Below are 26,301 nucleotides of genomic sequence, written 5' to 3' on the forward strand. Positions count from 1 at the left end.
GGCGCAAGGTGCGCGCTCCTGGGCCGACCCGCTCGGGGGCGATACGCGGTGCTGGCCCCCGCCGGGGCCGCTGTGGCGCTGAACCGACAGGGACGTGTGATGACCGAGGCGGACGCGGGGCCGGGCCGGGCCCAACCGGTGCGCCAGGATCGCGTGCGGCACCCGCGGAACGCCGTACGGCCGGCCCCCGTACCGGCGGCGGTGCGACTGGTGCGAGCCGCCCGGCGCTGGGGCGCGCGGATGCCGCCCATGGTGGGGGACTCGCTGTGGCCGGCGCTGCTGCTGCTCCACATCGTGACCACGCGCGCGCCGCGGGAGCTGCCGGTGACCGCGGCCCTGACCGCTGCCCTCACGCTGCCCCTGGTGTGGCGGCGCCTGGCCCCGCGCACGGTGTTCGCCGCGGTGGCGGCCGCGGCCTTCGTCCAGTGGCTGGTGAACGTGCCCCTGCCGGCGGACATCGCCCTGCTGGTGGCGCTCTACACGGTGGCCGCGACCTCGGGACGGCGCGGCACGCTCGTCGCCGGGGCCGTCGTGGCGGCGGGGGCCCTGCCGGCCTGTCTGCGCTGGACGACGGACGGCGCGTTCCTCGCCCCCTTCGTCGCGGTGACCGCGACCGTCGTCTGCGCCGCCGTGCTGGGGATGAACGTGCGCACCACGCGCGCCTACCTCGCGGCCCTGGAAGAACGCGCCGCGCGCCTGGAGCAGCAGCAGGACCAGCAGGCGAGGCTGGCCGTCGCCGAGGAGCGGACACGTATCGCCCGGGAGATGCACGACATCGTCACCCACAACCTGTCCGTCATGGTCGCGCTCACCGACGCCGCCCGCTACGCCCAGCACCGGTCGCCCGACAAGGCCACCACCGCGATGCTCCAGATCTCCGAGACGGGCCGGCAGGCCCTGACCGACATGCGGCGCTCGCTGGGCATCCTGCGGACCGACGAACCGGACGCGGAGCGCCACCCGCCGCCCGGCATCGCCCACCTGCGCACCCTCGCCGACCAGATGTGCGCCGCCGGACTGCCGACCCGCCTCGAAGTCCGGGGCGACCGGACCCGCGTACCCGCCACCGCCCAACTCACCGTCTACCGCCTGGTACAGGAAGCCTTGACCAACACCTTCCGGCACACACCCGCCGGCACCCACGCGCGGGTCCGGGTGCGGTGCTCGGCCGAGACCGTCACCGTGGACGTCACCGACGACGGCCCGCCGCTTCCCGGCACCCCACCGCCCGGCCACGGCATCCCCGGCATGCGCGAGCGCGCGGCCGCCTACGGGGGGACACTGGTGGCCGGACCGCTCCCGGGCGGCGGCTGGCGCGTCCACACCCGCCTCCGCCTCGGCAGCGGGGGAGCCGCGTCCGCATGACGATCCGCATCCTGATCGCCGACGACGAGGCACTGCTCCGGATGGCCTTCAGTACGGTCCTGGAGTCCCAGCCCGACATGGCACCGGTCGGCGAGGCCGCGGACGGCGTCCAGGCCGTACGCCTCGCCCGGGAACTGCGGCCCGACGTCGTCCTCATGGACGTCCGTATGCCCGGGACCGACGGGATCGAGGCGACCCGGCAGGTCGTCCGGGACTCCCCGCACAGCAGAGTGCTGATCCTCACCACCTTCGACCTCGACGCCTACGCGTTCGCCGGACTCGACGCCGGAGCCTCGGGCTTCCTGCTGAAGAACACCAGACCCGAGGAACTGCTCACCGCCATCCGCAGCGTGGCCGCGGGCGACGCGGTGGTCTCCCCGCGGATCACCCGCCGCCTGCTGGAGACCTTCCGCCCGCACCTCCCCGGCGCCGGCGGCACCGCACACGACGAGCGGCTGAGCCGGCTCAGCGCCCGTGAGCGCGAAGTCCTCGTCCAGGTGGGCCGCGGCCTGTCCAACGCCGAGATCGCGGCCACCCTGCACCTCGCGGAGGCGACCGTGAAGTCCCACCTGGGGCGCATCCTGCACAAGCTCGAACTCCGCGACCGGATACAAGCCGTGGTCTTCACCTACGAGAGCCGCCTCATCCACCCGGCGTGACGCCACCGCCCGCGCTCCGTCGTCGCGGCTCCACCGCACCGGGCGGATCGCGCGGTTGACCGCCGCGCTCGTCCGGGTAGGCATGGGCGGGACCGGTGCCGGTGGGCGGCCGGGGACGGTACGAGGAAGGACGGACCGCGCATGACGGCGTCGGGTCAGCCGCACACCCGTGTCATGGTCGAACTCGGCGAGCGCTCCTACCCCGTCGACATCGGGCCGGGCGTCCGGCACACGCTGGCCGGCGTCCTCGCCGGGCTCGGCGCGCGGCGGGTGGCGATGGTGTCCGCGCGGCCCGAGGAGTGGCTGCCGGACCCGGGGGTGCCGTCGGTGGTGCTGCGGGCCCGGGACGGCGAGGCGGACAAGACACTGGCCACCGTGGAGGAACTGGGCCGGGCCTTCGTGCGGTTCGGGCTGACCCGCTCCGACGCGGTCGTCTCCTGCGGCGGCGGCACCACCACCGACGTCGTGGGACTGGCCGCCGCGCTGTACCACCGGGGGGTGCCCGTGGTGCACCTGCCGACGACCCTGCTCGCCCAGGTGGACGCCAGCGTGGGCGGCAAGACGGCGGTCAACCTCCCCGAGGGCAAGAACCTGCTCGGCGCCTACTGGCAGCCGGCCGCCGTGCTGTGCGACACCGACTGCCTGCGCACCCTGCCCGAGCGGGAGATGCTCAACGGATACGGAGAGATAGCCCGCTGCCACTTCATCGGCGCCGGCGATCTGCGCGGGCTGCCGCTGCCCGAGCAGATCGCGGCGAGCGTGGCGCTCAAGGCGTCGGTGGTCGCCGCCGACGAACGGGACTCCGGGCGCCGGCACATCCTCAACTACGGCCACACCCTGGGACACGCCCTGGAGATCGTGACCGGCTTCGCGCTGAAGCACGGCGAGGGGGTGGCGATCGGCACGGTGTTCGCGGGCCGTCTCGCGCTGGCCCTCGGCCGGATCGACGCGGCACGGGCGGCCGAGCACCTCCAGGTGGTACGGAGTTACGGCCTGCCGACCGCGCTGCCGGCCGGGGTCGACGCGCGGCGCCTGATCGAGGTGATGAAGCTGGACAAGAAGGCGACGGACGGGCTGACCTTCGTCCTGGACGGCCCGGACGGCCCCGGGCTGGTGTCCGGGGTGCCCGAGCGGACCGTCGCCTCGGCCCTGGCCGCGATGGACCGGGCACCGGACTGAACTCCCCCCGGCCGCCGGCCCGCCTCGGCCCTGGCCGCGATGGACCGGGCGCCGGACTGAACTACCCGGCCGCCGGCAGGCTCCGGGCCAGCAGTACCGCGCCGTGCAGGGAGGACAGCCCGCCCAGCAGCGCGGGCCGTACCGGGGGCGGCGGGTGTCCGGGGCGCTGGAGGGCCGCGGTCCGCTCGGCCACCATCGGTACCAGCTCCGGCACGGCCGCGGCGAAGCCGCCGCCGATGAGGACCAGCGCGGGGCGCGTCAGTTCGCTGATGCCGGTCACGGCCGCGGCGAGCGCGGCGCAGCTCTCCCGCAGCGCGGCCACCGCCCACGGCTCGCCCTCGGACACGGCCCGCCGGAACGCGGGGAACGGCACCTCCGTCCCCCGGCGCCGGGCGGCGCGGCGCAGCGTCGCCGGGCCCGAGGCCGCCGCCTGCACACAGCCGCGCCGCCCGCAGTCGCACAGCGGCCCGTCGCGGTCGACGACGAGATGGCCGACCTCGCAGGACCCGCGCCCCACGCCGGGAACGGGACGCCCGGCCAGCACCAGACCGCCACCGACACCGGTGCCGACCCCGAGGTAGAGCAGGTCCGCGCAGCCGGCCGCGTCCGCCTCGGCGAGGGCGGCCAGATCACCGTCGTCGGCGCACGCCACCTGGGCGGCACCGAAGAGCGCGGACAGGGCGTCGCCCAGAGCGAACCCGGCCCAGGCGGGGCGGCCCGGCCAGACGGTGACCGCGCCGGCGGCGTCGAGCGTGGCGGGCACGGCGACCCCGACGCCGCGCAGCCCCCGCGGGCGCCCCCCGCACAACTCCCCGACGTGCCGGGCCAGCAGGGCGAGATCGTCCTCGGGGCGGGCGGCCGGGCCGGCCCACCGGAAGGACGACTCCGCCACGCCGCCGTCGTCGTGCTCGACGCGCAGCGCCACCTTCGTACCGCCGATGTCGACGCCCAGCAGGCCGGCGGCCCCGGCGGTCAGCCCGGCACCTTTTCGAGCAGGGCGCGGGCGGCGAGCCGGTATCCCAGCGCGCCGAGCCCGAAGATGACGCCGGACGCCAGCGGCCCGGTCACCGACTCGTGGCGGAACCGCTCACGGGCCCAGACATTCGACAGGTGCACTTCGATCCAGGGCCGCGGATAGTTCGCCAGGGCGTCCCGCAGACCCCAGCCGGCCATCATCAGGGCGGCCGGATTGATGATGGCGCCGACGGTGTCGTAGTTCCCCTGAATGGTGCGGATGATCTCCGCCTCACCGTCGAACTGATAGGAGTCCACTTTCCAGCCGCGTTCCGCGACCTCTTCTCCCACCCAGCGTTCGATGTCCTGCAAGGTATCGGTTCCGTAAATTTCGGGCTGGCGGGTTCCGAGTATTCCGAGATTCGGCCCGTTCACCAACAACAGCCTGCTCACAGCGCACCTCACCCGGCTCGTCACGGACTTCCATCTATAGCACGGGCCGCCCGGCGCACACCGCGCCGAATACCCGCGAAATCCCCGGAAGCCGTTTTAAGGGGTTTCTAGGGGGGTGTTGAGGGGGAATGGCGCGGCTGCTGCCGGACGGTTAGCGTGGTAAAGCGATCGCCTCTGCATATCGCGTCGAGGGAAGTGGGGAAGGCATGAGCAAAGGTGTGCGTCTGAAATCCGAGCTGCCCGGCTGGCCGCAGTACGACGACGCGGAACGCGAGGGACTGATACGGGCGCTGGAACAGGGCCAGTGGTGGCGGATCGGCGGCGGCGAGGTGGACGCCTTCGAGGCCGAGTTCGCCGCCGCGCACGGCAGTCCGCACGCCCTGGCGGTCACCAACGGCACCCACGCGCTGGAACTCGCCCTCGAAGTGCTCGGCGTCGGCGCCGGCTCCGAAGTCATCGTCCCGGCGTTCACCTTCATCTCCTCCTCGCAGGCCGCGCAGCGGCTGGGCGCGGTGGCCGTCCCGGTCGACGTCGACCCGGGGACGTACTGCGTCGACCCGGCGGCGGTGGAGGCCGCGATCGGACCGCGGACCGCGGCCATCATGCCGGTCCACATGGCGGGCCAGATGTGCGACATGGACGCGCTGGGCAAACTCTCCGCCGACTCGGGCGTCCCCCTGGTCCAGGACGCGGCCCACGCCCAGGGCGCCCGGTGGCGCGGCCAGCGGGTCGGGGAGCTGGGCTCGGTCGCGGCGTTCAGCTTCCAGAACGGCAAGCTGATGACGGCCGGTGAGGGCGGCGCGGTGCTCTTCCCCGACGCGGACGGGTACGAGAAGGGCTTCGTGCGGCACAGTTGCGGCCGGCCGCGCACCGACCGCGGCTACTTCCACCGCACGTCCGGTTCCAACTTCCGCCTCAACGAGTTCTCCGCGTCGGTGCTGCGCGCCCAGCTCGCCCGGCTCGACGGGCAGATCGACACCCGCGAGGCACGCTGGCCGGTGCTGAGCAAGCTGCTGGCCGAGATCCCCGGCGTCGTCCCGCAGGCCCTCGACGCCCGCGGTGACCGCAATCCGCACTACATGGCGATGTTCCGGGTGCCGGGCATCACCGAGGAGCGGCGCGCACGGGTGGTGGACACCCTCATCGAGCGGGGGCTGCCCGCGTTCGTCGGGTTCCGCGCGGTCTACCGTACGGACGCCTTCTGGGAGGTCGCGGCGCCGGAGCTGACCGTGGACGAACTGGCCCGCCGCTGCCCGCACTCCGAGGCCCTGACCCGGGACTGCGTGTGGCTGCACCACCGTACGCTGCTGGGCAGCGAGGAGCAGATGCACGAGATCGCCGCCGTCGTCGCCGACGTGCTCGCCGGCGCATGAGCACCCCGCCCCCGGCCCTGCCGCCCGTCCGCACCGCCGTGGTCGGCCTGGGCTGGGTCGCCCGCTCGGTCTGGCTGCCCCGGCTGCTGAACAGTCCCGCCTTCACCGTGACCGCCGCCGTCGACCCCGACGAGCGCGGCCGGGCCGCCGTCACCGGCCCCGAGGGGGCGGGCCCGACCGGGCTGTCGGTACTGGCGAGCGTCGCCGGCCTCGACCCAGCCGAGGTGGACCTCGCGGTCGTCGCCGTCCCCAACCACCTGCACTGCGCCGTCGCCTGCGAACTGCTCACCAAGGGCATCGCGGTGTTCCTGGAGAAGCCGGTCTGCCTGACCTCCCAGGAGGCGGAACGGCTGGCCGCCGCCGAACGCGCGGGCGGCACGGTCCTACTGGCCGGCAGCGCGGCCCGCCACCGCGCCGACGTGCGCGGCCTGTACCGGGCCGCCGAACGCCTGGGTGAGGTCCGGCACATCGAACTGGCCTGGGTACGGGCGCGCGGAGTGCCCGACCGGGGCGGCTGGTTCACCCGGCGGTCGCTCGCGGGCGGCGGGGCACTGGTCGACCTCGGCTGGCACCTCCTCGACATCGCCGCACCCCTGCTGGGCACCGCCGCCTTCCGGCACGCCATCGGCACCGTCTCCGCCGACTTCATCACCCGGGCGTCCTCCCGGGCCGCCTGGCGCGACGACGACAACGATGCCGAAGGCGAGGGCGAAGGCGCAGGCGAAGGCGCAGGCGAAGGCGCAGGCGACGCGGCCGGGCGCGGCGGCACCGACGTCGAGGACACCGCGCGCGGCTTCCTCGTCACCGACGACGGCCGGTCCGTCGCCCTGCACGCGAGCTGGGCCTCGCACGAGGCGGTGGACACCACCCGCGTCACCGTCGACGGCAGCGCGGGCAGCGCCACCCTGCGCTGCACCTTCGGGTTCAGCCCCAACCGCCTCGACGAGTCCGTACTGACCCGCACCGCCGAAGGCACCACGCGCCGCCTCGCCGTACCCGCGGAACGCGTCGGCGCCGAGTACGACCGGCAGCTCGCCCTGCTGCCCGGCCTGTTGCACGACCCGGCCGCACAGGGCCGGGCGATCGCCGAGGCGCGCCGCACCATCGGCGCGATCGAGCGGGTCTACACCTCGGCCCGCGCCGTCCAGGAGGTCCGGGAGTCCGCACCGGTGTGACCGCACCGGTGCGCGCCGCGACCACGTTCCAGGGGAGACCCCGATGAGCAGCCAGTACGTACCTTCCATCCCTTCTGTTCCGTCCGATGTCACCTCGGTGGTCTTCGACCTCGACGGCGTCCTCGTCAACAGTTTCGCGGTGATGCGCGAGGCGTTCACCCTCGCCTACGCGGAGGTCGTCGGCCCGGGCGAGCCGCCGTTCGAGGAGTACAACCGGCACCTGGGCCGCTACTTCCCCGACATCATGCGCATCATGGGGCTGCCGCTGGCGATGGAGGAGCCCTTCGTCCGCGAGAGCTACCGGCTCGCCCACCTGGTGAAGGTGTTCGACGGCGTGCCGGAGCTGCTGGGGGAGCTGCGCCGCCGGGGGGTACGGCTGGCCGTGGCCACCGGCAAGAGCGGCCCGCGGGCCCGCTCGCTGCTGGACACGATCGGCATCCGCGACCGGTTCGAGGCCGTCCTCGGCTCGGACGAGGTGGCGCGGGCCAAACCGGCGCCCGACATCGTGCTCAAGGCGATGGACCTGCTGGGCGCCGACCCCGGGCGGACGGTGATGGTCGGCGACGCCGTCACCGACCTCGCCAGCGCCCGCGGCGCGGGTGTCACCGCGGTGGCCGCGCTGTGGGGCGAGACGGACGAGGCGACCCTGCTCGCCGCGGACCCCGATGTCGTCCTGCGGCACCCGGCGGAACTCCTGGCGCTGTGCCCGGTGGTGCCGGTGCCCTGACCCCCCCCCGGGCGCCCGGCACCGCGGGGCGTCCGGTACCGCGGGGCGTCCGGCACCGCGGGGCGCCCGGCACCGCGAGGCGTCCGGCACCGCGGGGCGCCCGGCACCGCGGGGCGCCCGGCACCCCGGAGCCTGACATCCAGGAGATGCCGACGGCGGTGCGGTGGGAGGACGGGGACGGCCGTCCTCCGCACCGCCGTCGCCCGTGCTCACCGGGGCGTGAACTCCACCGGCAGGGAGGTCAGGGAGCGGATGAACGGGTTGGGCTTGGCGCCGACCTCGGTGGCCGGCACGCCCAGCCGCAGGTCGGGGAAGCGCCGGAACAGGCTCTCCAGCGCGGTCCCCGCCTCCACCCGGGCCAGCGGCGCGCCGATGCAGTAGTGCACGCCCTGGCCGAACTGGAGGTGCATCACGTTCTCCCGCGTGAGGTCCAGTCGCTCCCCGTCGGTGACGTGCGCGGGGTCGGCGTGGGCGGCGGCCATGTCCAGCAGCACCTGCTCGCCCGCGGCTATCGTGACGCCGCCGATCTCCACGTCCTCGTTGGCGAAGCGTACGACGAGGACGCCGGGCCCCGCGTGCCGCAGCAGCTCGTCCAGGTTCCGCCCGGCCAGCCCGGGGTCCGCGCGCAGCAGGTCGAGCTGGTCCGGCCGGGTCAGCAGCGAGAAGACGGCGTTGCTGATGAAGCTGCCGGTCAGTTCGTAGCCGGCGATCAGCATCATGCGGGCGGTGGAGACCACCTCGCGGTGGCTGAGCCGGTCGTCCTCGTGCGCCGACATCAGCGCGCTGATCAGGTCGTCCCTGGGGTCCTCGCGCCGCTGCTCGGCCAGGTTCTCCACGTACGACCAGAGTTTCGCGGAGGCGTCCGCGGAGCGGGCGGCGGACTCCGGGTCGAAGGGCGGCAGCAGCATCAGGTCGGCCCACTGGTGGAACTCGGTGCGGTCGGCGAGGGGCACGCCGAGCAGTTCGCAGATCACCTGCATGGGCAGCGGGACGGCCAGCGCGGAGACCAGGTCCGCCCGGCCGTCGGCGGCGACGGCGTCCAGCAGGCTGTCGGTGATCTCCCGCACGCGCGGCCGCAGGGCCTCCACCCGGCGCGCGGTGAACGCCGTGCCCAGCAGCCGGCGCAGCCGGGTGTGCTCGGGCGGGTCGGTGCCCATCAGCGTGTCCTGGAACAGCCCGCTCACCGGGGTCGTCTGCCCCTGCGCGGCGGCGTAGGCGGCGGCCGGGCTCATCCTCGGGTGCGCGAGGCACTCACGTACCTCGTCGAACCGGGACACGAGCCATGCGGCGCTGCCGTGCATCTCGACCCGCCGCGGCGGGCCGGGGACGTGGGTTTCTTCTTCCGGTGTCTCAGCCATGGTGTTACGCGGTCTCCTTGTGCGTACGAGTGAGTACGTGTGAGTACGTGTGAACGTGTGAGTCAACGGGTCGGTGAGCGGAGCGGTGGGCTGGTCAGGGGCCCGGGTTGGGGCTCCGGGCGGGGATGACGTAGGAGGGGTCGGCCGTGCGGGGCGGCTCGCGCCGGGCCAGGGCGGCGTCGAGGGCGGGCGCCAGCCGGGCGGCCTTCGCCCGCTCGGCCCGCTCGTGCCGCTCCTTGAACTCGGGCATCACCTCGCGGGCGAACAGTTCCAGCGACTCGCAGACGTGCTCGTGCCGGGTCCCGCCGCCCTGCACCAGGAAGATCGCCTGGTCGAGACCGGCCTCCTCGTGCTGGCGCAGGAACCGCCGGATCTGCTCCGGGGTGCCCACCGCGCCGCGCGCCGGGTTGCCCAGCGGCATACCGGGCTTGCCGAAGGCGGCACGGCCCATGCCGTAGCGGTCGCGGTCGCGCTGGAACGTCTCCCACAGCCGGGTCCGGCCGGGGGCGGCGGCACCGAAACCGGCGTAGAAACCGAGTCCGAAGTTGAAGAACTGGACGCCGTCGGCGCCGCGTTCCACGGCGGTCGCCTCGTCCTGGTGGCAGAACATCGGGATGGTCGCGGCGACCTGCGCGTTGACCGCGAACCCGGCGGGCACGCACTCCGCGGACTCGATGCCCTCGTAATAGGCGTCGACCCACTTCCTGGTCTCGGCCGGGCCGAAGAAGGAGAAGTTGAGCGCGCCGAGCCCCTTGGCGGCGGCGAGCCGGATGGCCTCCCGGTTGCCGCAGGCCATCCACATCGGCGGGTGCGGCTTCTGCCGGGTCTTGGGCAGCACGTTGCGGACCGGTGCCGAGACGTACTTGCCGTGGTACCCGGCGAACGGCTCCTCCACGAACATGCGGACCACGGCGTCCACCGCCTCCGCCCACTGGTCCCGCTTGACGGCACGTTCCACCCCGAATCCCTCCAGCTCGGTAGGGGTGGTGGACTCGCCGGTGCCGAACTCCACGCGTCCTCCGGACAGCAGGTCCAGCGTGGCGATCCGCTCGGCGATCCGCGCGGTCGGGTTGAAACCCGGCGGCATCAGGGCGACGGCGTGCCCGATCCGGATACGGCTGGTGCGCTGGCTGACCGCGCCGAGGAACACCTCCGGCCCGGACATGTGCGAGTACTCCTCCAGGAAGTGGTGTTCGGGACACCACACATGGTCGAAGCCCAGCCGGTCGGCCAGTTCTATCTCCGCCAGCATGTCGTGGAAGAGCCGGTATTCGGAATCCTCGGTCCAGGGACGGGGCAACTGGGCACCGTACAACAGGCCGAACTTCATGGGCGCATCACTTTCCTCTGCTGGCGGTCGGCCGGGAACGGAACGGGAACGGAGGCGGGACGGGGGCGACGGCACCGGACGGGTCAGTCGCGGCCTTCCCAGTAGGTGGCGATCACCTCGGCACGCTGGGCGGGGTCGACGAGGACGGACACCTTCTCGTGGCCGTCCTCGACGGTCGTGAACATGTTGCTGGTGAGGAACACCTGTCCCCGCTCGGTGGCACGCCGACGCCGGCGCATCGCGGCGAGGATGGCCGGCCCGTTGCCGCCGCCGACGCCCTCCCAGGCGTCGTAGGTCCGGGGCGTAGTGGTGAAACGGTAGGTGGTGCGCCAGTCGTGTCCCAGCGTCCTGGCCTGCAGCACGAGGAACCCGTCCCGGCGCACCAGCCGGAACGCGCAACCGTACTGCCACTGCGGCTCGTCCTCCACCAGCCGCAGCGGCTCGGTGAAGCAGAGCCCGGCGTGTCCGACGTCGGCCAGCCACTCCTCGCCGTCGATCCGGACGAGCATCAGCATGTGCTCCGGGTCGGGCGCGAAGGTGTCACCGGGCAGGTAGGTGCCGCCGCTGAGCACGTCCAGGTCGTAGCCCAGTTGGCGCAGGAGCCGGGCGAACAGGGTGTTCAGCTCCAGGCACATGCCGCCGGCGCCGGTCGGCACGATGGCCTCGAACGCCTTGTCGACGTCGATGTCCGCCATGTTCACCGCGCTCAGCCGATGCGTGTGCGCGGTGTCGTACGGGACGGACATGAGGTGACTGAGGTGCAGCCGCCGCAGGTTCGCCAGGGTGGGCTCGGGCGGCCGGTCGAATCCCAGTCGCGCCAGGTAGGCGTCGGTGCTGAACATGTACGGTCCCTTTCTCGTTCGCTGCCGGCTCGCATCGGGCTCGCTCGCCATGGGTCGCATCCGTGGCCGGACTCGGAACGCCCGGTCGATTCCGTTGAGTTCGTGCCGTTCAGTTGGTGCCGCTCAGTTCGTCGCGCAACTGCCGGGCCAGCATCCGCAGGGTCGGGTGGTCGAAGACGAAACCGGGCGGCAGCCGCAGTGCCGTGTGCCGGGCCAGCCGGTCGCGCAGTTCCACCGCCATCAGGGAGTCCAGGCCGATCTCGGTGAACACCAGGTCCGGGTCGAGGGCGGTGGCCGCCGCGGAGGCCGAGTGGCCGAGGACCTGCCCGGCCTCCCGTCGCACCAGGTCGAGCAGTACGCCCTCCCGCTCCTCCGCGTCCAGACCGGCCAACCGGGCGGCCATCGGCTCCTCCGCGGCGGCGACCGCCGGTGCCCGTCGGGCCGGGGGCACCAGGGTCCGCATCGGCGGGGCGACGGGTCCGGCGGCGGCCTGGGCGCGCAGGGCGGCGAGGTCCAGCTTCATCGGCACCACCACGGACAGGCCGGTGCGCAGCGCGGCGTCGAACAGCCGCATGCCCTCGGCGGGGGCCAGTGCGGCGACACCGCCCCGTGCCGCCCGGTGCCGCTCGGGCCGCCCGGTGGCCGCCGCCAGCCGCCCGGTCATCCCGGTACCGTCGGCCTGTTCCCACATGCCCCACGCCAGCGACACGGCGGGCAGGCCCGCGGCGCGGCGCCGGTGCGCGAGCGCGTCGAGGTAGGCGTTGGCGGCGGCGTAATTGCCCTGCCCCGGGTTGCCCAGGACACCGGCGGCGGAGGAGAACAGGACGAACGCGGCGAGCCCGGACTCCCGGGTCAGCTCGTCCAGGTGGCGGGCGCCGTCGGCCTTGGCCCGCAGCACCGTGTCGAGCCGCTCCGGCGTCAGGGCGGTCAGCACCCCGTCGTCCAGCACACCCGCCGCGTGCACCACGGCGGTCAGCGGTGCGTCGGCGGGGATCTCGGCCAGCAGCGCCGCCACGGCGGCCCGGTCCGCGACATCGCACGCCGCGACGCGTACCCGGGCGCCCGCCGCCGCCAGTTCCGCCGCGAGCCCGGCGGCACCCGGGGCCTTCTCCCCGCGCCGCCCGGCCAGCACCAGGTTCCGCACCCCGTGCGCCGCCACCAGGTGCCGGGCCAGGACCGCGCCGAGGGCACCGGTACCGCCGGTGACCAGGACGGTGCCGTCGCCCAGACCGGCGTCCGGCACCTCACCCGCCGCCGCCCGGACGAGCCGCCGGGTGAACCAACGCCCGTCACGCACTGCCAACTGCGGTTCGTCGGCGGCGGGGAGCTGAGCGAGCGCTCCGGTCCCCGGGCCGGTGTCGGTGCCTGTGCCGACGTCGAGGAGGAGGACCCGCCCCGGGTTCTCCGCCTGCGCGGAGGCCATCAGGCCCCAGACCGCGGCCGTCGCCGGGTCGACCGGCTCGCCGTCCCGGACGGCGACGGCACCCCGCGTCAGCACGACCAGTCGGCTGGACAGCAGCGACGGCTCGGCCAGCCAGGCCCGGGCCACCCGCAACGCCCGTCCGGTCACCTCCCGCACGTCGGCCGTCTCCCGTCCAGCGGCTGCCGCGGTGCGGAGATCGAGCAGCAGGGTGTCCGGCGGCTTGGGCGCGGCGGACAGCCGGTGTACGTCGTCGGCGTCGGCCACCGGCACCGGACGCAGGGCCAGGGACTCGCCCCCTGCCCGCACCTCCTCCCACGCGACGAGGAACAACCGGTCCGCCGTGTCCGCCGTCCCGATGAGCTGCCCGGGGTCGACCGGCCGGGACACCACCGACCCGAGCGACGCGACCGGGGCACCGGCACCGTCGGCCAGTTCTAGGGACATGGTGTGCGTGCCGCTCAGGGTCACCCGGACCCGCACCGCCGAGGCACCGGACGCGTGCAGCGTCACGTCGCGGTAGGCGAAGGGCAGTACCAGCCGTGGCGCGGACTCGTCCCGCTCGTGGAAGGCCAGGGTGTGCATGGCGGCGTCGAGAAGCGCGGGGTGCAGCCCGAACGCCGCCGCCCGGTCCCGGTGCTCGTCCGCGAGGGCCACCTCCGCGTACACGGCACCGTCACCGCGCCAGGCCGCCCGCAGTCCCTGGAACACGGGCCCGTACCGGTACCCGGCCTGCTCCAGACCGTCGTACAGCCCCTCGACGTCCGCCGGGTCCACGGCCACCGCGCCGGCCGGCGGCCAGACCGACAGGCCGGCCACCGACGCGGCCGGGGCCGCCACCGTGTCGTTCGCGGGACGCAGCGTGCCGGAGGCGTGCCGCGTCCACGGCGTTCCCAACGCGGCGTCCTCGGCACGGGAGTGGACACGCACCGCACGCCGGCCGGTACCGTCGTCAGCCCCGACGCTGACACGCATCCGCGCGGCGGTGCCCTCCGCCAGGACCAGGGGAGCCTCCATCACCAGCTCCTCGACGGCACCGCAGCCGACCTCGTCACCGGCGCGCAACGCCAGCTCCACGAAGGCGGCACCGGGCAGCAGTACGGCCCCGGCCGCGACGTGGTCGGCCAGCCACGGGTGCGTGGCCAGCGACAGCCGGGACGTGAACAGCACCTCACCCGACTCCGGTACTTCGACCACCGCACCCAGCAGCGGATGCCCGAGGCCGTCCAGCCCGGCGGCCGACACGTCACCGGTGGTGCTGGGGGTGTCGTCGGGGGTGAGCCAGTAGTGGGTGCGTTGGAAGGGGTAGGTGGGGAGTTCGGGGGTGAGTGGGGGTGGGGTGGTGGTGCGGTGGAGGGTGTTGAGGTTGATGGGGGTGCCGGTGGTGTGGAGTTGGGCGAGGGCGGTGGTGAGGGTGCGGGTTTCGTCGTGGTCGCGGCGTAATGCGGGGATGAGGGTGGTGTTGGCGTGGGGGTCGAGGTTTTCGCGGGTCAGGGCGGTGAGGGTGCTGTCGGGGCCGAGCTCCAGATACGTGGTGACGCCTTGGTCGGCGAGGGTTTGGATGCCGTCGGCGAAGCGGACGGTTGCGCGTGCGTGGTGGGCCCAGTAGGCGGGGGTGGTCAGGGTGTCGGGGTCGGCGAGCTGTCCGGTGATGTTGGACAGGAGGGGGAGGGTGGGGGTGTGGAAGGTCAGGCCGGCCAGTGCGTGTTCAAAGTCGGTGAGCATGGGTTGCATGCGGGTGGAGTGGAAGGCGTGGGAGACGGTCAGGCGTCGGGTGCGGATGCCCTGTGCGGCCAGTTCCTGTGCTGCTTCAAGTACGGGTTCTTCGTCGCCGGACAGGACGGTGGAGGTGGGGCTGTTGACGGCGGCGATGTCGACACCCGGCCAGGTGGGGAGGTCGTGTTCGGGGGCGGCGACGGCGATCATGGCGCCGCCTTCGGGCAGTGTTTGCATCAGGCGTCCGCGGGTGGTGACCAGAGTGGCCGCGTCCTCCAACGACAGGACCCCTGCTACGTGTGCGGCGGTGATCTCACCGATGGAGTGTCCGCCGACGATGTCGGGGGTGATGCCCCAGGAGGTGATGAGCCGGTAGAGGGCGACTTCCAGGGCGAAGAGTGCGGCCTGCGTGTGCAGGGTCTGGTTGAGGCGGTCGGGGTCGTCTCCGAAGACGATGTCGCGTGTGTCGTCGCCGAGGGCTGTGCAGACTTCGTCGAACGCCTCGCGGTACACGGGGAACGCTTCGTACAGCTCGCGCCCCATGCCGAGCCGCTGGGAGCCCTGCCCGGTGAAGAGCACCGCCAGCCGCCCGCGGGTCATCGTGCCTCTCACGACGCTGGGTGCCGTCTCGCCCCGTGCCACCGCGTCCAGGCCGGTCAGTGCCTCGTTGCGGTCGCCGGCCAGGACGACCGCGCGGTCCGGTAGGGCGGCCCGGCCCAGGGCCAGCGCGGCGCCCAGCTCGGGCAGGTCCAGTTCGGGGTGCCGGACGAGGAAGGACAGCAGCCGTTGCGCCTGTGCGCGCAGGGCCGTCGTACCGCGGCCGGACAGCGGCAGGAGTACCGGGACATCCTTCGGCCAGGCCGATGTCGTGTCGACGGGGGCGGGCTCCGCCTGTTCGAGGATGACGTGGGCGTTGGTGCCGCTGACGCCGAACGCGGAGACACCCGCCCGCCGGGACCGTCCGGTCTCGGGCCAGGGCCGCTGCTCCGTCAGCAGTTCCACCGCGCCGGCCGACCAGTCGACCTGGGGGGTGGGGGTGTCGATGTGCAGGGTGCGCGGCAGGATGCCGTGCTGGAGGGCCAGTACGGTCTTGATGACGCCCGCGACGCCCGCGGCGGCCTGGGCGTGTCCGATGTTGGACTTCAACGAACCGAGCAGGAGCGGGTGTTCGCGGTCCTGTCCGTAGGTGGCGAGGACCGCTTGCGCTTCGATGGGGTCGCCCAGTGCCGTGCCCGTGCCGTGTGCCTCCACCGCGTCCACGTCACCCGGCGTCAGCCCGGCCTCGGCCAGTGCCCGCCGGATCACCCGTTGCTGGGAGGGGCCGTTGGGGGCGGTCAGGCCGTTGGAGGCGCCGTCCTGGTTGACGGCCGAGCCACGTACCACCGCCAGCACCCGGTGGCCGTTGCGCCGGGCGTCCGAGAGCCGTTCCAAGGCCAGCACACCCACGCCCTCGGCCCATCCCGTGCCGTCGGCGGACGCCGCGAAGGACTTGCAACGGCCGTCCACCGACATGCCGCGTTGCCGGGAGAAGGCGATGAAGATGCCGGGCGTCGGCATCACCGTGACACCACCGGCCAGCGCGATCGAGCACTCTCCCGCCCGCAGGGCCTGGGCGGCCAGATGCAGGGCCACGAGAGAGGAGGAACAAGCGGTGTCCACCGCGACCGACGGGCCCTCGAAGCCGAGCGCGTACGACACCCGGCCCGACAGAACACTGGCCGATGCGCCGAGACCGAGCATGCCCTCCAGCTCGGCGGGCACGGGTGTCACGCCCGACCCGTAGTTGTGGTAGGTCACGCCGGAGAAGACACCGACGTCCGTGCCGCGCAGGGCGGTCGGGTCCAGACCGGCCCGCTCCAGCGCCTCCCACGACGTCTCCAGCATGAGCCGCTGCTGCGGGTCCATGGCCAGCGCCTCGCGGGGCGAGATACCGAAGAACCCGGCGTCGAACTCACCCGCGTCGTGCAGGAAGCCGCCTTGCTGGGCGTAGCTGGTGCCGGCGTGGTCCGGGTCGGGATGGAAGAGGGAGTCCAGGTCCCAACCCCGGTCCGTCGGGAAGTCACTGACGCCGTCACGGCCGTCGAGTACGAGGTCCCACAGTTCCTCCGGCGTGGTCACGCCACCCGGCAACCGGCACGCCATGCCGACGATGGCTATCGGCTCGTCCGTCGTCGCCGCCGGGGCGACCGTCGGCACCACGGCCACGGGAGCGGGCAGGTCGTCGACCAACTCCTCCAGCAGGAAGGCGCTGAGGACCTGTGGTGTCGGGTAGTCGAAGAGGAGGGTGGTCGGCAGGGTGCGGCCGGTGAGGGCGTTGAGACGGTTGCGCAGTTGGACGGCGGTGGCCGAGTCGAAGCCGATCTCGTTGAACACCATGTCCGGTTCGATCGCGTCCGGCGAGGAGAACCCCAGGACGGCCGCGGTCTCCCGGCGGACGGTGGCCAGCAGTATGCGTTCCTGTTCCGGCGTGGACTGTCCGGCGAGGTCGGCGGTGAGGACGCCGGTGTCCGACGGCGGTTCCGCGAGGCCCGGGAGCTGGTCGGCCACTGAACTGGCGGTGTCGGTGGCTGTGGCGCTTCTGAGCCAGTAGTGCTGGTGTTGGAAGGGGTAGGTGGGGAGGTGCCAGGCGGTGTGTGGGGGTGTGGGGTGCTCTAGAAGGGTGGTCCAGTTGATGGGGAGGCCGCGGGTCCAGGCGTGGCCGAGGGAGGTGAGGAGTTGGCGGGTGCCGCCGTGGTGGCGGCGGAGGGTGCCGGTGATGAGGAGGGGGTCGGTGTGGGTGTGTTCGGCTGTGGCTTCGATGCTGGTGGTCAGGACGGGGTGGGGGCTGATTTCGATGAAGGTGGTGAAGCCCTGGGTGAGGAGGTGGTGGATGGCGGGGGCGAAGTTCACGGTGTTGCGGAGGTTGCGGTACCAGTAGGTGGCGTTGAGGTGGGTGGTGTCGAGCCAGTCGGTGTCGACGGTGGAGAGGAAGGGGGTGTGGGAGGTGGTGGGGGTGATGTCGGTGAGGGTGTGGGTGAGGTGGTCTTGGATGGTTTCGACGTGGGTGGTGTGGGAGGCGTAGTCGACGTCGATGGTGCGTGCGCGGATGCCGGTTGCTTCGCAGGTGGCGGCGAGTTCCGCGAGGGCTTGTGGTTCCCCGGCTACGACGACGGAGCCTGGTCCGTTGACGGCGGCTGTCTGGATGCGGTGGTTCCAGGGGGCGGTGAGTTCCTCGGCCTCGGCATGGGATACGGCGAGGGACATCATGCCGCCGTGTCCGGAGAGGTGGGTGGCGATGGCCTGGCTGCGCAGGACGACGATCTTGGCGGCGTCCGCGAGGGACAGCCCGCCGGCTACGTGGGCTGCCGCGATCTCCCCTTGGCTATGCCCTACGACCGCTGACGGTGTGACGCCTGCCGCCTGCCACACCCGCGCGAGGCCGACCATGACGGCGAAGGAGACCGGTTGGATGATGTCGACGCGGTCGAGGGGGTGGTGTCCGTGGATGGTGTCCAGGAGGGACCAGCCGGTCAGCGGGTCCATCACGGCGGCGCATTCGTCCAGTGCCTGGGCGAAGACGGGTGAGGTGGTGGCGAGTTCGGCGCCCATGCCAGCCCATTGGGTGCCCTGGCCGGGGAAGACGAACGCCACGCGTCCTTGCACGTCCGCCCGGCCGCCACTGGAGCCTTCGGCCACGGCTTCGAGCCCGGCCAGCGCTTCGGCCCGGTCCTCGGCCACCACCACCGCGCGGTCCGGCAACCCCGCCCGACCGCTCATCAGTCCCGCGGCGATCGCACCCACATCCAGCTCAGGACGTGTCCGTATGAACTCGGCCAACTGCCGTGCCTGGGCCCGCAGTCCCGCTCCGCCACGCCCCGACACCACCAGCGGCACCACACCTCCCGGCCCGGGCACCGCGACCGGTTCTTCCGCCGCTCCCTCCAGGATGATGTGGGCGTTGGTGCCGCTCACCCCGAAGCCCGACACCCCTACCCGCCTCGGACGCCCCGTCTGCGGCCATTCCCGTTCCTCGGTCAGCAGTTCCACCGCGCCCGCCGACCAGTCCACCTGAGGCGACGGCGCATCCACATGCAGCGTGCGCGGCAGCACCCCGTGCCGCATCGCCATGACCATCTTGATGACGCCGGCCACCCCGGCGGCGGCCTGCGCATGCCCGATGTTCGACTTCAGCGAGCCCAGCCACAGGGGCTGTTCGCGATCCTGCCCGTAGGTCGCCAGCAGGGCCTGCGCCTCGATCGGGTCGCCCAGTGCCGTGCCCGTGCCGTGTGCTTCCACCGCGTCCACGTCGCCCGGCGTCAGCCCGGCCGCCGCCAGCGCGCGCCGAATCACCCGCTGCTGGGAGGGGCCGTTGGGGGCGGTGAGGCCGTTGGAGGCGCCGTCCTGGTTGACGGCTGAGCCACGTACGACCGCCAGGACCCGGTGTCCCAGGCGTTCCGCGTCCGACAGGCGCTCCACCAGCAGCACGCCCACGCCCTCGGAGAAGCCGGTGCCGTCCGCCGACGCGGCGAACGCCTTGCACCGGCCGTCGGCGGACAGTCCTCGCTGCCGGGAGAAGCCGACGAAGATGCCGGGGTTGGCCATGACGGTGACGCCCCCGGCCAGGGCCATCGAGCACTCCCCGGCCCGTAGCGCCTGGACGGCCAGGTGCAGGGCGACCAGCGACGACGAGCACGCCGTGTCCACCGTGACCGAGGGGCCCTCGAAGCCGAGCACGTAGGAGACGCGGCCGGACAGGACGCTGGCCGAGGTGCCCGTACCCATGACCGCCTCGAGTTCTTCGGGGACGCGGGCCGCGGTGCCGTAGTTGTGGTAGGTGACGCCGGTGAAGACGCCGACGTCCGTGCCGCGCAGGGCGGTCGGGTCGATGCCCGCGCGTTCGAAAACCTCCCAGGAGGTCTCCAGCATGAGCCGCTGCTGCGGGTCCATGGCCAGGGCCTCGCGCGGGGAGATGCCGAAGAAAGCCGCGTCGAAGCCGCCCGCGTCGTACAGGAAGCCGCCCTGGCGGACGTAACTGGTGCCGGGGTGGTCGGGGTCCGCGTCGAAGAGGTGGTCCAGGTCCCAGCCCCGGTCGGTGGGGAAGTCACCGATGGCGTCGCCGCCGGTGGTGACGAGGTTCCACAGTTCCTCCGGGGAGGCGACCCCGCCCGGCAGGCGGCAGGCCATGCCGACGATCGCGACGGGTTCGGACAGTCCTCGGCGGATGTCGGCGTTCTCCCGTTCCAGCCGCTCGTTCTCCATGAGCGTGACACGCAGCGCTTCGACGACCTTCGCGTCGGGAGTGGTCATCCCGGCCTCCGCCTTCTTCCCCATCGTCATCACTTACCGGCTTTGCTCATGGCGCGTTGCACCAGGTCGTCGACGCCCATGTCGGCTATCGCCGTCTCCTGCTCCTGCTCCCGCGCCGGGGACTCCGCCGCGTCCGCTTCGCCTTCCTCGGTGAGGGTCATGAGGGCATCGAGGACGCCCAGTTCCCGCAGGCGGCTCAGCGGTGTCGTGGCCAGGACGCGGCGCAGGTCCTTCTCGCTGTCCGGTGCGGCGGGAGCGGGGATGTCGTCCAGGCCGAGGGCCGCGCGCAGGTGACGTACGAGGGCGACGGGGGTCGGATAGTCGAAGACGAGGGTGGTCGGCAGCCGGACCCCGGTGTGGTTGGCGAGCCGGTTGCGCAGTTCGACCGCCGTGAGGGAGTCGAAGCCCAGTTCGTTGAAGGCCAGGTCGGGGCCGATGGCGTGGGCGGTGGCGTGGCCCAGGACCCGGGCGGCCTCCTCCCGGACCAGGCCGAGCAGGAGCTGTTCCTGTTCCTCGGCGGTGGCACGGCCGAGACGCTGGGCGAAGGCCCCGGCGTCGGCGGCTGTGCCCGCCGTGCGCCGGGGTGGCCGGACCAGGCCGCGCAGCAGCGGCGGCACCGGCCCCGTGGCGGCCTGGGCGCGCAGCGCGCCGAAGTCCAGTCGCATCGGCAGCAGCACCGGCTGGGGCAGGCCCAGCGCGGTGTCGAACAGGGCCGCGCCCTCCTGCTCCGACAGCCCGATGACTCCGCCGCGTGCCATCCGCTGCTGGTCGGCCGTGGTGAGGTGGCCGGTCAGGCCGGACCCCGCGCCCTGCGTCCACAGGCCCCAGGCCAGCGACACGGCGGGGAGGCCCTGGGCCCGGCGCTGGTGGGCGAGGGCGTCCAGGTAGGCGTTGGCGGCGACGTAGCCGCCCTGTCCGGCGCTGCCGAGGGTGCCGGCGGCCGAGGAGAACAGGACGAACAGCGCCAGGTCCAGGTGCCGGGTCAGGTCGTGCAGGTGCTGTGCGGCGTCGGCCTTGGCGGCGAGGACGGTGTCCAGTCGTTCGGCGGTCAGGGCGGTGAGTACACCGTCGTCCAGGGCGCCCGCGCTGTGCACCACACCGTTCAGCGGGGCGTCCGGGGAAACGGTCGACAGCAGCGCGGCCACGGCGTCCCGGTCGGATACGTCGCAGGCGGCGATGCGGACCCTCGCCCCGAGGGCGGTCAGTTCGCGTTCCAGCTCGGCGGCGCCGTCGGCCCGGGGGCCGCTGCGGCTGGTCAGCAGCAGGTTGCGTACGCCGTGCTCGGTCACCAGGCGGCGGGCCGCCACCTTGCCGAGTGCTCCGGTACCGCCGGTGACGAGCACGGTGCCCTGCGGATCGGGCCGGCGCGGCAGCGTGAACACGTTCTTGCCGATGTGCCGGCCCTGGCTCATGAACCGGAAGGCGGCCGGAGCGTGCCGGATGTCCCAGGCGGTGAGCGGCGGCGGGGTCAGCACGCCCTGGTCGAAGAGGGCGACCAGCTCGGTCAGCATCCGCCCGATGCGTTCGCCGCCCGCGTCGGCCAGGTCGAAGGCCCGGTAGGTGACGCCGGGGTGCCGGGCGCCGACCTCGGTGGCGTCGCGGATGTCGGTCTTGCCCATCTCGATGAACCGGCCGCCCCGGGGCAGCAGGCGCAGCGAGGCGTCCACGAAGTCACCGGCGAGCGCGTCCAGGACGACATCGAAGCCCCGTCCGCCGGTCAGGTCGAGGAACCGCCGCTCGAAGTCCAGGGTGCGGGAGTTGGCGAGCCGGCCGTCGGGTACGCCGGCCGCGCGCGCCGCGTCCCACTTGGCCGGACTGGCGGTGCCGTAGACCTCGGCGCCCCAGTACCGGGCGAGCTGCACGGCGGCCATGCCGACACCCCCGGCGGCGGCGTGGATCAGCACCGACTCGCCGCGCTCCAGCCCCGCCAGGTCCCGCAGCCCGTACCAGGCGGTGAGGTAGACGCAGGGCACCGAGGCCGCCTGTTCGAACGACCAGCCCCTCGGCATCGGTGCGAGGGTGCGGCAGTCGGCCACGGCCACCGGGCCGCCCGCGCCCTCGAACAGGCCCATGACCCGGTCGCCGGGCGCGAAGCGGGTGACGCCGGGACCGACCTCCGTGACCACCCCGGCGCCTTCGTTGCCGATGCTGATCTCACCCGGGTACATGCCCAGCGCCATCAGGACGTCACGGAAGTTGAGGCCCGCGGCGCGCGTCTCGATCCGCACGTGCCCGGGAGGCAGTGCCGCCCGTGCCTCCGGCGCCGGCAGCAGGGCCAGGCCGTCCAGCGTGCCCGGGGCCCGCGTGCCCAACCGCCACGCCGGCTCACCCGCGGGTGCCGTCAGTACGTCGTCGGCGCCGGCCCGGGTGAGACGCCGCTGGTGGCAGACTCCGTCACGCAGGGCGAGCTGCGGTTCGTCGCCGTCGAGCAGGGCGGCCAGCAGGGCGGGGAGTACGTCGGCGGAGGCCGCGGTGGCGTCCGTGTCGAGGAGCAGGACGCGGCCGGGGTGCTCCGACTGCGCGGTGCTGACGAGGCCCCACGCCGCGGCCAGCGCCGGGTTCGGCCGGTCACCGTCCCGCACGCTCACGGCACCCCTGGTCAGCACCACCAGACGGGTCCCCTCCAGGGCGGGGGCGCCGAGCCACGCCTGGAGCACCTCCAGGGTGCGGTGGGTGACCTGGTGCACATCCGTGCCCTCGGGTTCGTACAGCAGGACCGCCGACGGCCCGGTCACCCCCGTCACGTCCGCCGCGGTCCGCACGGAGACCGTCTCCCCGGGGGCGGCGGGAGCGACCCGCAACTCCTCCCAGCCCACCAGGAACATCTGCTCCAGCGGCGACCGCCCGCCGCCGGTCGCGTCCAGCCCGCCCGTCGGCACCGGCCGCGACACCAGCGACTCGATCACCGCGACGGGCGCACCGTTCGGATCGGCCAGCCGGATACCCACCCCGTCCTTCCCGGCAGGCGTGATCCGCACCCGCAGTGCCGACGCACCCGAAGCGTGCAGCGACACCCCTCGGTAGGCGAAGGGCAACGCGGGACCGGCGTCGGCGCCGGTGCGGTCGCGGAACGCGGTGGCGTGCAGGGCCGCGTCGAGCAGCGCGGGGTGCAGACCGAACCCGGCGGCCTCGGCGGTCAGTTCCCCGGGCAGGGCGACCTCCGCGTAGATCTCGTCGCCCCGCCGCCACGCCGCGCGCAGGCCGCGGAAGGCGGGACCGTACCCGTAACCGTCCGCCGCCAACTCCTCGTAGACGCCGCGCACCCGGTCCTCCGGGACCGGTACCGCCCCGGCGGGCGGCCACCGCGTCAAGTCCTGTACGTCCGGGCCGTCGCCGCCGACCGGGCCGCTCTCCGGGCTCAGCGTGCCGCTGACGTGCCGCACCCAGTCCGCCTCCTGACGGCGCGAGTGCACCGACACCTGACGCCGCCCGGACCCGTCCGGCGCGTCCACGGTCACCCGCACCTGCACACCCTCGTCCTCGGGCAGCGGCAGCGGCGCCTCCACCACCAGCTCCTCGACGGCACCGCACCCCACCTCGTCCCCGGCCCGCACCGCCAGCTCCACGAAGGCCGCCCCCGGCAACAGCACCGTCCCCGCCGCCGCGTGGTCGGCCAGCCACGGATGCGTACGCAGCGACAGCCGCGAGGTGAACAGCACACCGCCGGACCCGGGCAGCTCCGTCACAGCACCCAGCAGCGGGTGCTCGACCGGCGCCAGCCCCAGCGCCGCGGCGTCGGCCGTGCCTCCGCCTCGGCCCAGCCAATACCGCTGGTGTTGGAAGGGGTAGGTGGGGAGGTGCCAGGCGGTGTGTGGGGGTGTGGGGTGGTTGAGAAGCGTGGTCCAGTTGATGGGGAGGCCGCGGGTCCAGGCGTGGCCGAGGGAGGTGAGGAGTTGTCGGGTGCCGCCGTGGTGGCGGCGGAGGGTGCCGGTGATGAGGAGGGGTTCGGTTTGGGTGTGTTCGGCTGTGGCTTCGATGCTGGTGGTCAGGACGGGGTGGGCGCTGATTTCGATGAAGGTGGTGAAGCCCTGGGTGAGGAGGTGGTCGATGGCGGGGGTGAAGTGCACGGTGTTGCGGAGGTTGCGGTACCAGTAGGTGGCGTCGAGGTGGGTGGTGTCGAGCCAGTCGGTGTCGACGGTGGACAGGAAGGGGGTGTGGGAGGTGGTGGGGGTGATGTCGGTGAGGGTGTGGGTGAGGTGGTCTTGGATGGTTTCGACGTGGGTGGTGTGGGAGGCGTAGTCGACGTCGATGGTGCGTGCGCGGATGCCGGTCTGGTCGCAGGTGGCGGCGAGTTCTGCGAGGGCTTGTGGTTCGCCTGCTACGACGACGGAGTCTGGTCCGTTGAGGGCGGCTGTCTGGATGCGGTGGTTCCAGGGGGTGGTGAGTTCCTCGGCCTGGGCGGGGGAGCAGGCGAGGGACATCATGCCGCCGTGTCCGGAGAGGTGGGTGGCGATGGCCTGGCTGCGCAGGACGACGACTTTGGCGGCGTCGGCGAGGGAGAGGGCGCCGGCTACGTGGGCTGCGGCGATCTCGCCCTGGGAGTGGCCGATGACGGCGGATGGCTGGACGCCTGCCGTCTGCCACACCCGCGCGAGGCCGACCATGACGGCGAAGGTCACTGGTTGGATGATGTCGACGCGGTCGAGGGGCTGCTGTCCGTGGATGGTGTCGAGGAGGGACCAGCCGGTCAGCGGGTCCATCACCGCCGCGCATTCGTCCAGTGCCTGGGCGAAGACGGGTGAGGCGGTGGCCAGTTCCGCGCCCATGCCGGCCCATTGGGTGCCCTGGCCGGGAAAGACGAACACCACGCGTCCCTGCACGTCTGCCCGGCCACTTGCGGTGTCTTCGGCCACGGCTTGGAGCCCGGTCAGCGCTTCGGCCCGGTCCTCGGCGATGATCACCGCGCGGCTGGGCAGTGCGGCGCGTGTGTGGGCCAGGAGCCCGGCCACCCGGCCCAGGTCGATGTCGGGCCGCTGGTGCAGGAAGTCGGCCAGTTGCCGTGCCTGAGCACGGATGCCCTGCTCATCGGCTCCGGAGACCAGCAGAGGCAGAGGACCGTCAAAGCGTGGACTAGGGGTGTCGGCGGGTTCGGGGACGTGTTCCAGGATGACGTGGGCGTTGGTGCCGCTCACCCCGAACCCCGACACCCCCACCCGCCTCGGACGCCCCGTCTGCGGCCACTCGCGTTCCTCGGTCAGCAGTTCCACCGCACCCGCCGACCAGTCCACCTGAGGCGACGGCGCATCCACATGCAAGGTCCGAGGCAGCACCCCGTGCCGCATCGCCATCACCATCTTGATGACCCCGGCCACCCCGGCGGCGGCCTGCGCATGCCCGATGTTCGACTTCAGCGAGCCCAGCCACAGCGGCCGTTCACGCCCCTGCCCATACGTCGCCATGAGCGCCTGCACCTCGATCGGGTCGCCGAGGCGGGTGCCGGTGCCGTGGCCTTCGACCGCGTCGATGTCCGAGGGGGCGAGGTGGGCGGCGGCCAGGGCGTCCTGGATGACGCGTTGCTGGGAGGGGCCGTTGGGGGCGGTGAGGCCGTTGGAGGCGCCGTCTTGGTTGACGGCGCTGCCACGTACGACCGCCAGGACCCGGTGTCCCAGTCGTTCCGCGTCCGACAGGCGCTCCACCAGCAGCACGCCCACACCCTCCGCCCAGCCCGTGCCGTCCGCCGCCGCGCCGTACGCCTTGCAGCGGCCGTCCTCGGCCATGCCGCGCTGCCGGGAGAAGCCGACGAAGACGCTGGGCGTCGACATGACGGTGGCGCCGCCCACCAGGGCCATCGAGCACTCGCCGGACCGGAGGGCCTGGGCCGCCAGGTGCAGGCACACCAGGGAGGACGAGCAGGCCGTGTCCACGGTCACCGCGGGGCCCTCGAAGCCGAGCACGTACGACACCCGGCCGGTGAGCACGCTCGCCGAGCTGCCCGTCATCAGGTAGCCCTCGACGCCGTCGGGAACCGCGTCGACATCGGTGGCGTAATCCTGGTTGAGGGTGCCGAAGTAGACGCCGACATTCTCGCCGCGCAGGGTGGTCGGGTCGATGCCGGCCCGTTCGAACGCCTCCCAGGACGTTTCCAGGAGCAGCCGTTGCTGCGGGTCCATGGCCAGGGCCTCGCGCGGGGAGATGCCGAAGAAGGCCGCGTCGAAGCCGCCCGCGTCACGCAGGAAGCCGCCCTCACGGACATAGCTGGTGCCGGGGTGGTCGGGGTCCGGGTCGAAGAGGTGGTCCAGGTCCCAGTCGCGGTCCTCGGGGAAGGCGCCGACGGCGTCGCCACCGGCCGCCACCAGGTTCCACAGGTCCTCCGGGGAGGCGACCCCGCCCGGCAGGCGGCAGGCCATGCCGACGATGGCGACGGGTTCCGTACGCGCGGCCTCGATCCGGCCGAGCCGCTGCCGGGTCTCGTGCAGGTCGGCGGTCACCCGCTTCAGATACCGGACCAGTTTCTCGTCATTGTC

The 26,301-nt window shown here is 73.2% G+C and carries 12 protein-coding genes and 1 pseudogene; 6 read left to right on the plus strand and 7 right to left on the minus strand.

The window, feature by feature from the left end; genetic code table 11:
* The first annotated feature begins 99 nt into the window (after positions 1-99).
* The 3 genes from IE316_RS17850 to IE316_RS17860 all read left to right on the plus strand — a co-directional run bounded on the left by IE316_RS17850 (position 100) and on the right by IE316_RS17860 (position 3,203).
* Entirely contained in the window at positions 100-1,365 is a 1,266-nt protein-coding gene (locus tag IE316_RS17850) for a sensor histidine kinase (protein WP_190205349.1), read from the plus strand.
* A complete protein-coding gene (locus tag IE316_RS17855) occupies positions 1,362-2,024 on the plus strand; it encodes a response regulator transcription factor (RefSeq protein WP_190205350.1) in 663 nt (220 codons plus the stop codon). Before IE316_RS17850 ends, IE316_RS17855 begins: the two co-directional genes overlap by 4 nt.
* 141 nt (positions 2,025-2,165) lie before the next feature.
* Positions 2,166-3,203 carry a 3-dehydroquinate synthase family protein gene (locus IE316_RS17860; RefSeq protein ID WP_190205351.1) on the plus strand — a complete coding sequence of 346 codons (1,038 nt, stop codon included), beginning with the start codon at positions 2,166-2,168 and terminating at the stop codon, positions 3,201-3,203.
* Positions 3,204-3,264: 61 nt separating this feature from the next.
* Here the strand turns inward: IE316_RS17860 and IE316_RS17865 are convergent, their stop codons facing one another.
* Positions 3,265-4,221, minus strand: a complete 957-nt coding sequence (locus tag IE316_RS17865) for an ROK family protein (RefSeq protein ID WP_308438931.1) — start codon at positions 4,219-4,221, stop codon at positions 3,265-3,267.
* Positions 4,176-4,610: a type II 3-dehydroquinate dehydratase gene (locus IE316_RS17870; RefSeq protein ID WP_190205352.1), complete on the minus strand. Its 435-nt coding sequence runs from the start codon at positions 4,608-4,610 to the stop codon at positions 4,176-4,178. The genes IE316_RS17865 and IE316_RS17870 overlap by 46 nt, the downstream gene beginning before the upstream one ends.
* A gap of 206 nt (positions 4,611-4,816) precedes the next feature.
* On the opposite strand from IE316_RS17870, the gene IE316_RS17875 reads away from it, so the two are divergent.
* From IE316_RS17875 to IE316_RS17885, 3 genes are read left to right on the plus strand one after another with little or no spacing between them, the layout of a single operon-like run.
* On the plus strand, positions 4,817-5,983 hold the full coding sequence (locus IE316_RS17875) for a DegT/DnrJ/EryC1/StrS family aminotransferase (RefSeq protein WP_190205353.1): 1,167 nt from the start codon (positions 4,817-4,819) through the stop codon (positions 5,981-5,983).
* Positions 5,980-7,158: a Gfo/Idh/MocA family protein gene (locus IE316_RS17880; RefSeq protein ID WP_190205354.1), complete on the plus strand. Its 1,179-nt coding sequence runs from the start codon at positions 5,980-5,982 to the stop codon at positions 7,156-7,158. The genes IE316_RS17875 and IE316_RS17880 overlap by 4 nt, the downstream gene beginning before the upstream one ends.
* Before the next feature lie 43 nt (positions 7,159-7,201).
* Positions 7,202-7,885 carry an HAD-IA family hydrolase gene (locus IE316_RS17885; RefSeq protein ID WP_190205355.1) on the plus strand — a complete coding sequence of 228 codons (684 nt, stop codon included), beginning with the start codon at positions 7,202-7,204 and terminating at the stop codon, positions 7,883-7,885.
* A 209-nt stretch (positions 7,886-8,094) separates the two neighbouring features.
* Here IE316_RS17885 and IE316_RS17890 read toward each other — a convergent pair whose 3' ends face one another.
* The 5 genes and pseudogenes from IE316_RS17890 to IE316_RS36400 form a co-directional block, all read right to left on the minus strand.
* Positions 8,095-9,243 (minus strand): cytochrome P450, encoded by a 1,149-nt coding sequence (locus IE316_RS17890; RefSeq protein WP_190205356.1) that lies wholly within the window; start codon positions 9,241-9,243, stop codon positions 8,095-8,097.
* Positions 9,244-9,337: 94 nt separating this feature from the next.
* On the minus strand, positions 9,338-10,573 hold the full coding sequence (locus IE316_RS17895) for an LLM class flavin-dependent oxidoreductase (RefSeq protein ID WP_190205357.1): 1,236 nt from the start codon (positions 10,571-10,573) through the stop codon (positions 9,338-9,340).
* Between the two features lie 83 nt (positions 10,574-10,656).
* Positions 10,657-11,415: an arylamine N-acetyltransferase family protein gene (locus tag IE316_RS17900; protein ID WP_190205358.1), complete on the minus strand. Its 759-nt coding sequence runs from the start codon at positions 11,413-11,415 to the stop codon at positions 10,657-10,659.
* Positions 11,416-11,524: 109 nt separating this feature from the next.
* Positions 11,525-14,080, minus strand: a complete 2,556-nt coding sequence (locus IE316_RS36395) for a type I polyketide synthase (RefSeq protein ID WP_444545391.1) — start codon at positions 14,078-14,080, stop codon at positions 11,525-11,527.
* A 165-nt stretch (positions 14,081-14,245) separates the two neighbouring features.
* Positions 14,246-26,286 (minus strand): annotated as a pseudogene (locus IE316_RS36400) (SDR family NAD(P)-dependent oxidoreductase); the annotation flags it as partial.
* Between the last annotated feature and the right edge of the window lie 15 nt (positions 26,287-26,301).

Source organism: Streptomyces fumanus, from assembly GCF_014655295.1.
GTDB classification, from domain to species: Bacteria; Actinomycetota; Actinomycetes; order Streptomycetales; family Streptomycetaceae; genus Streptomyces; species Streptomyces fumanus.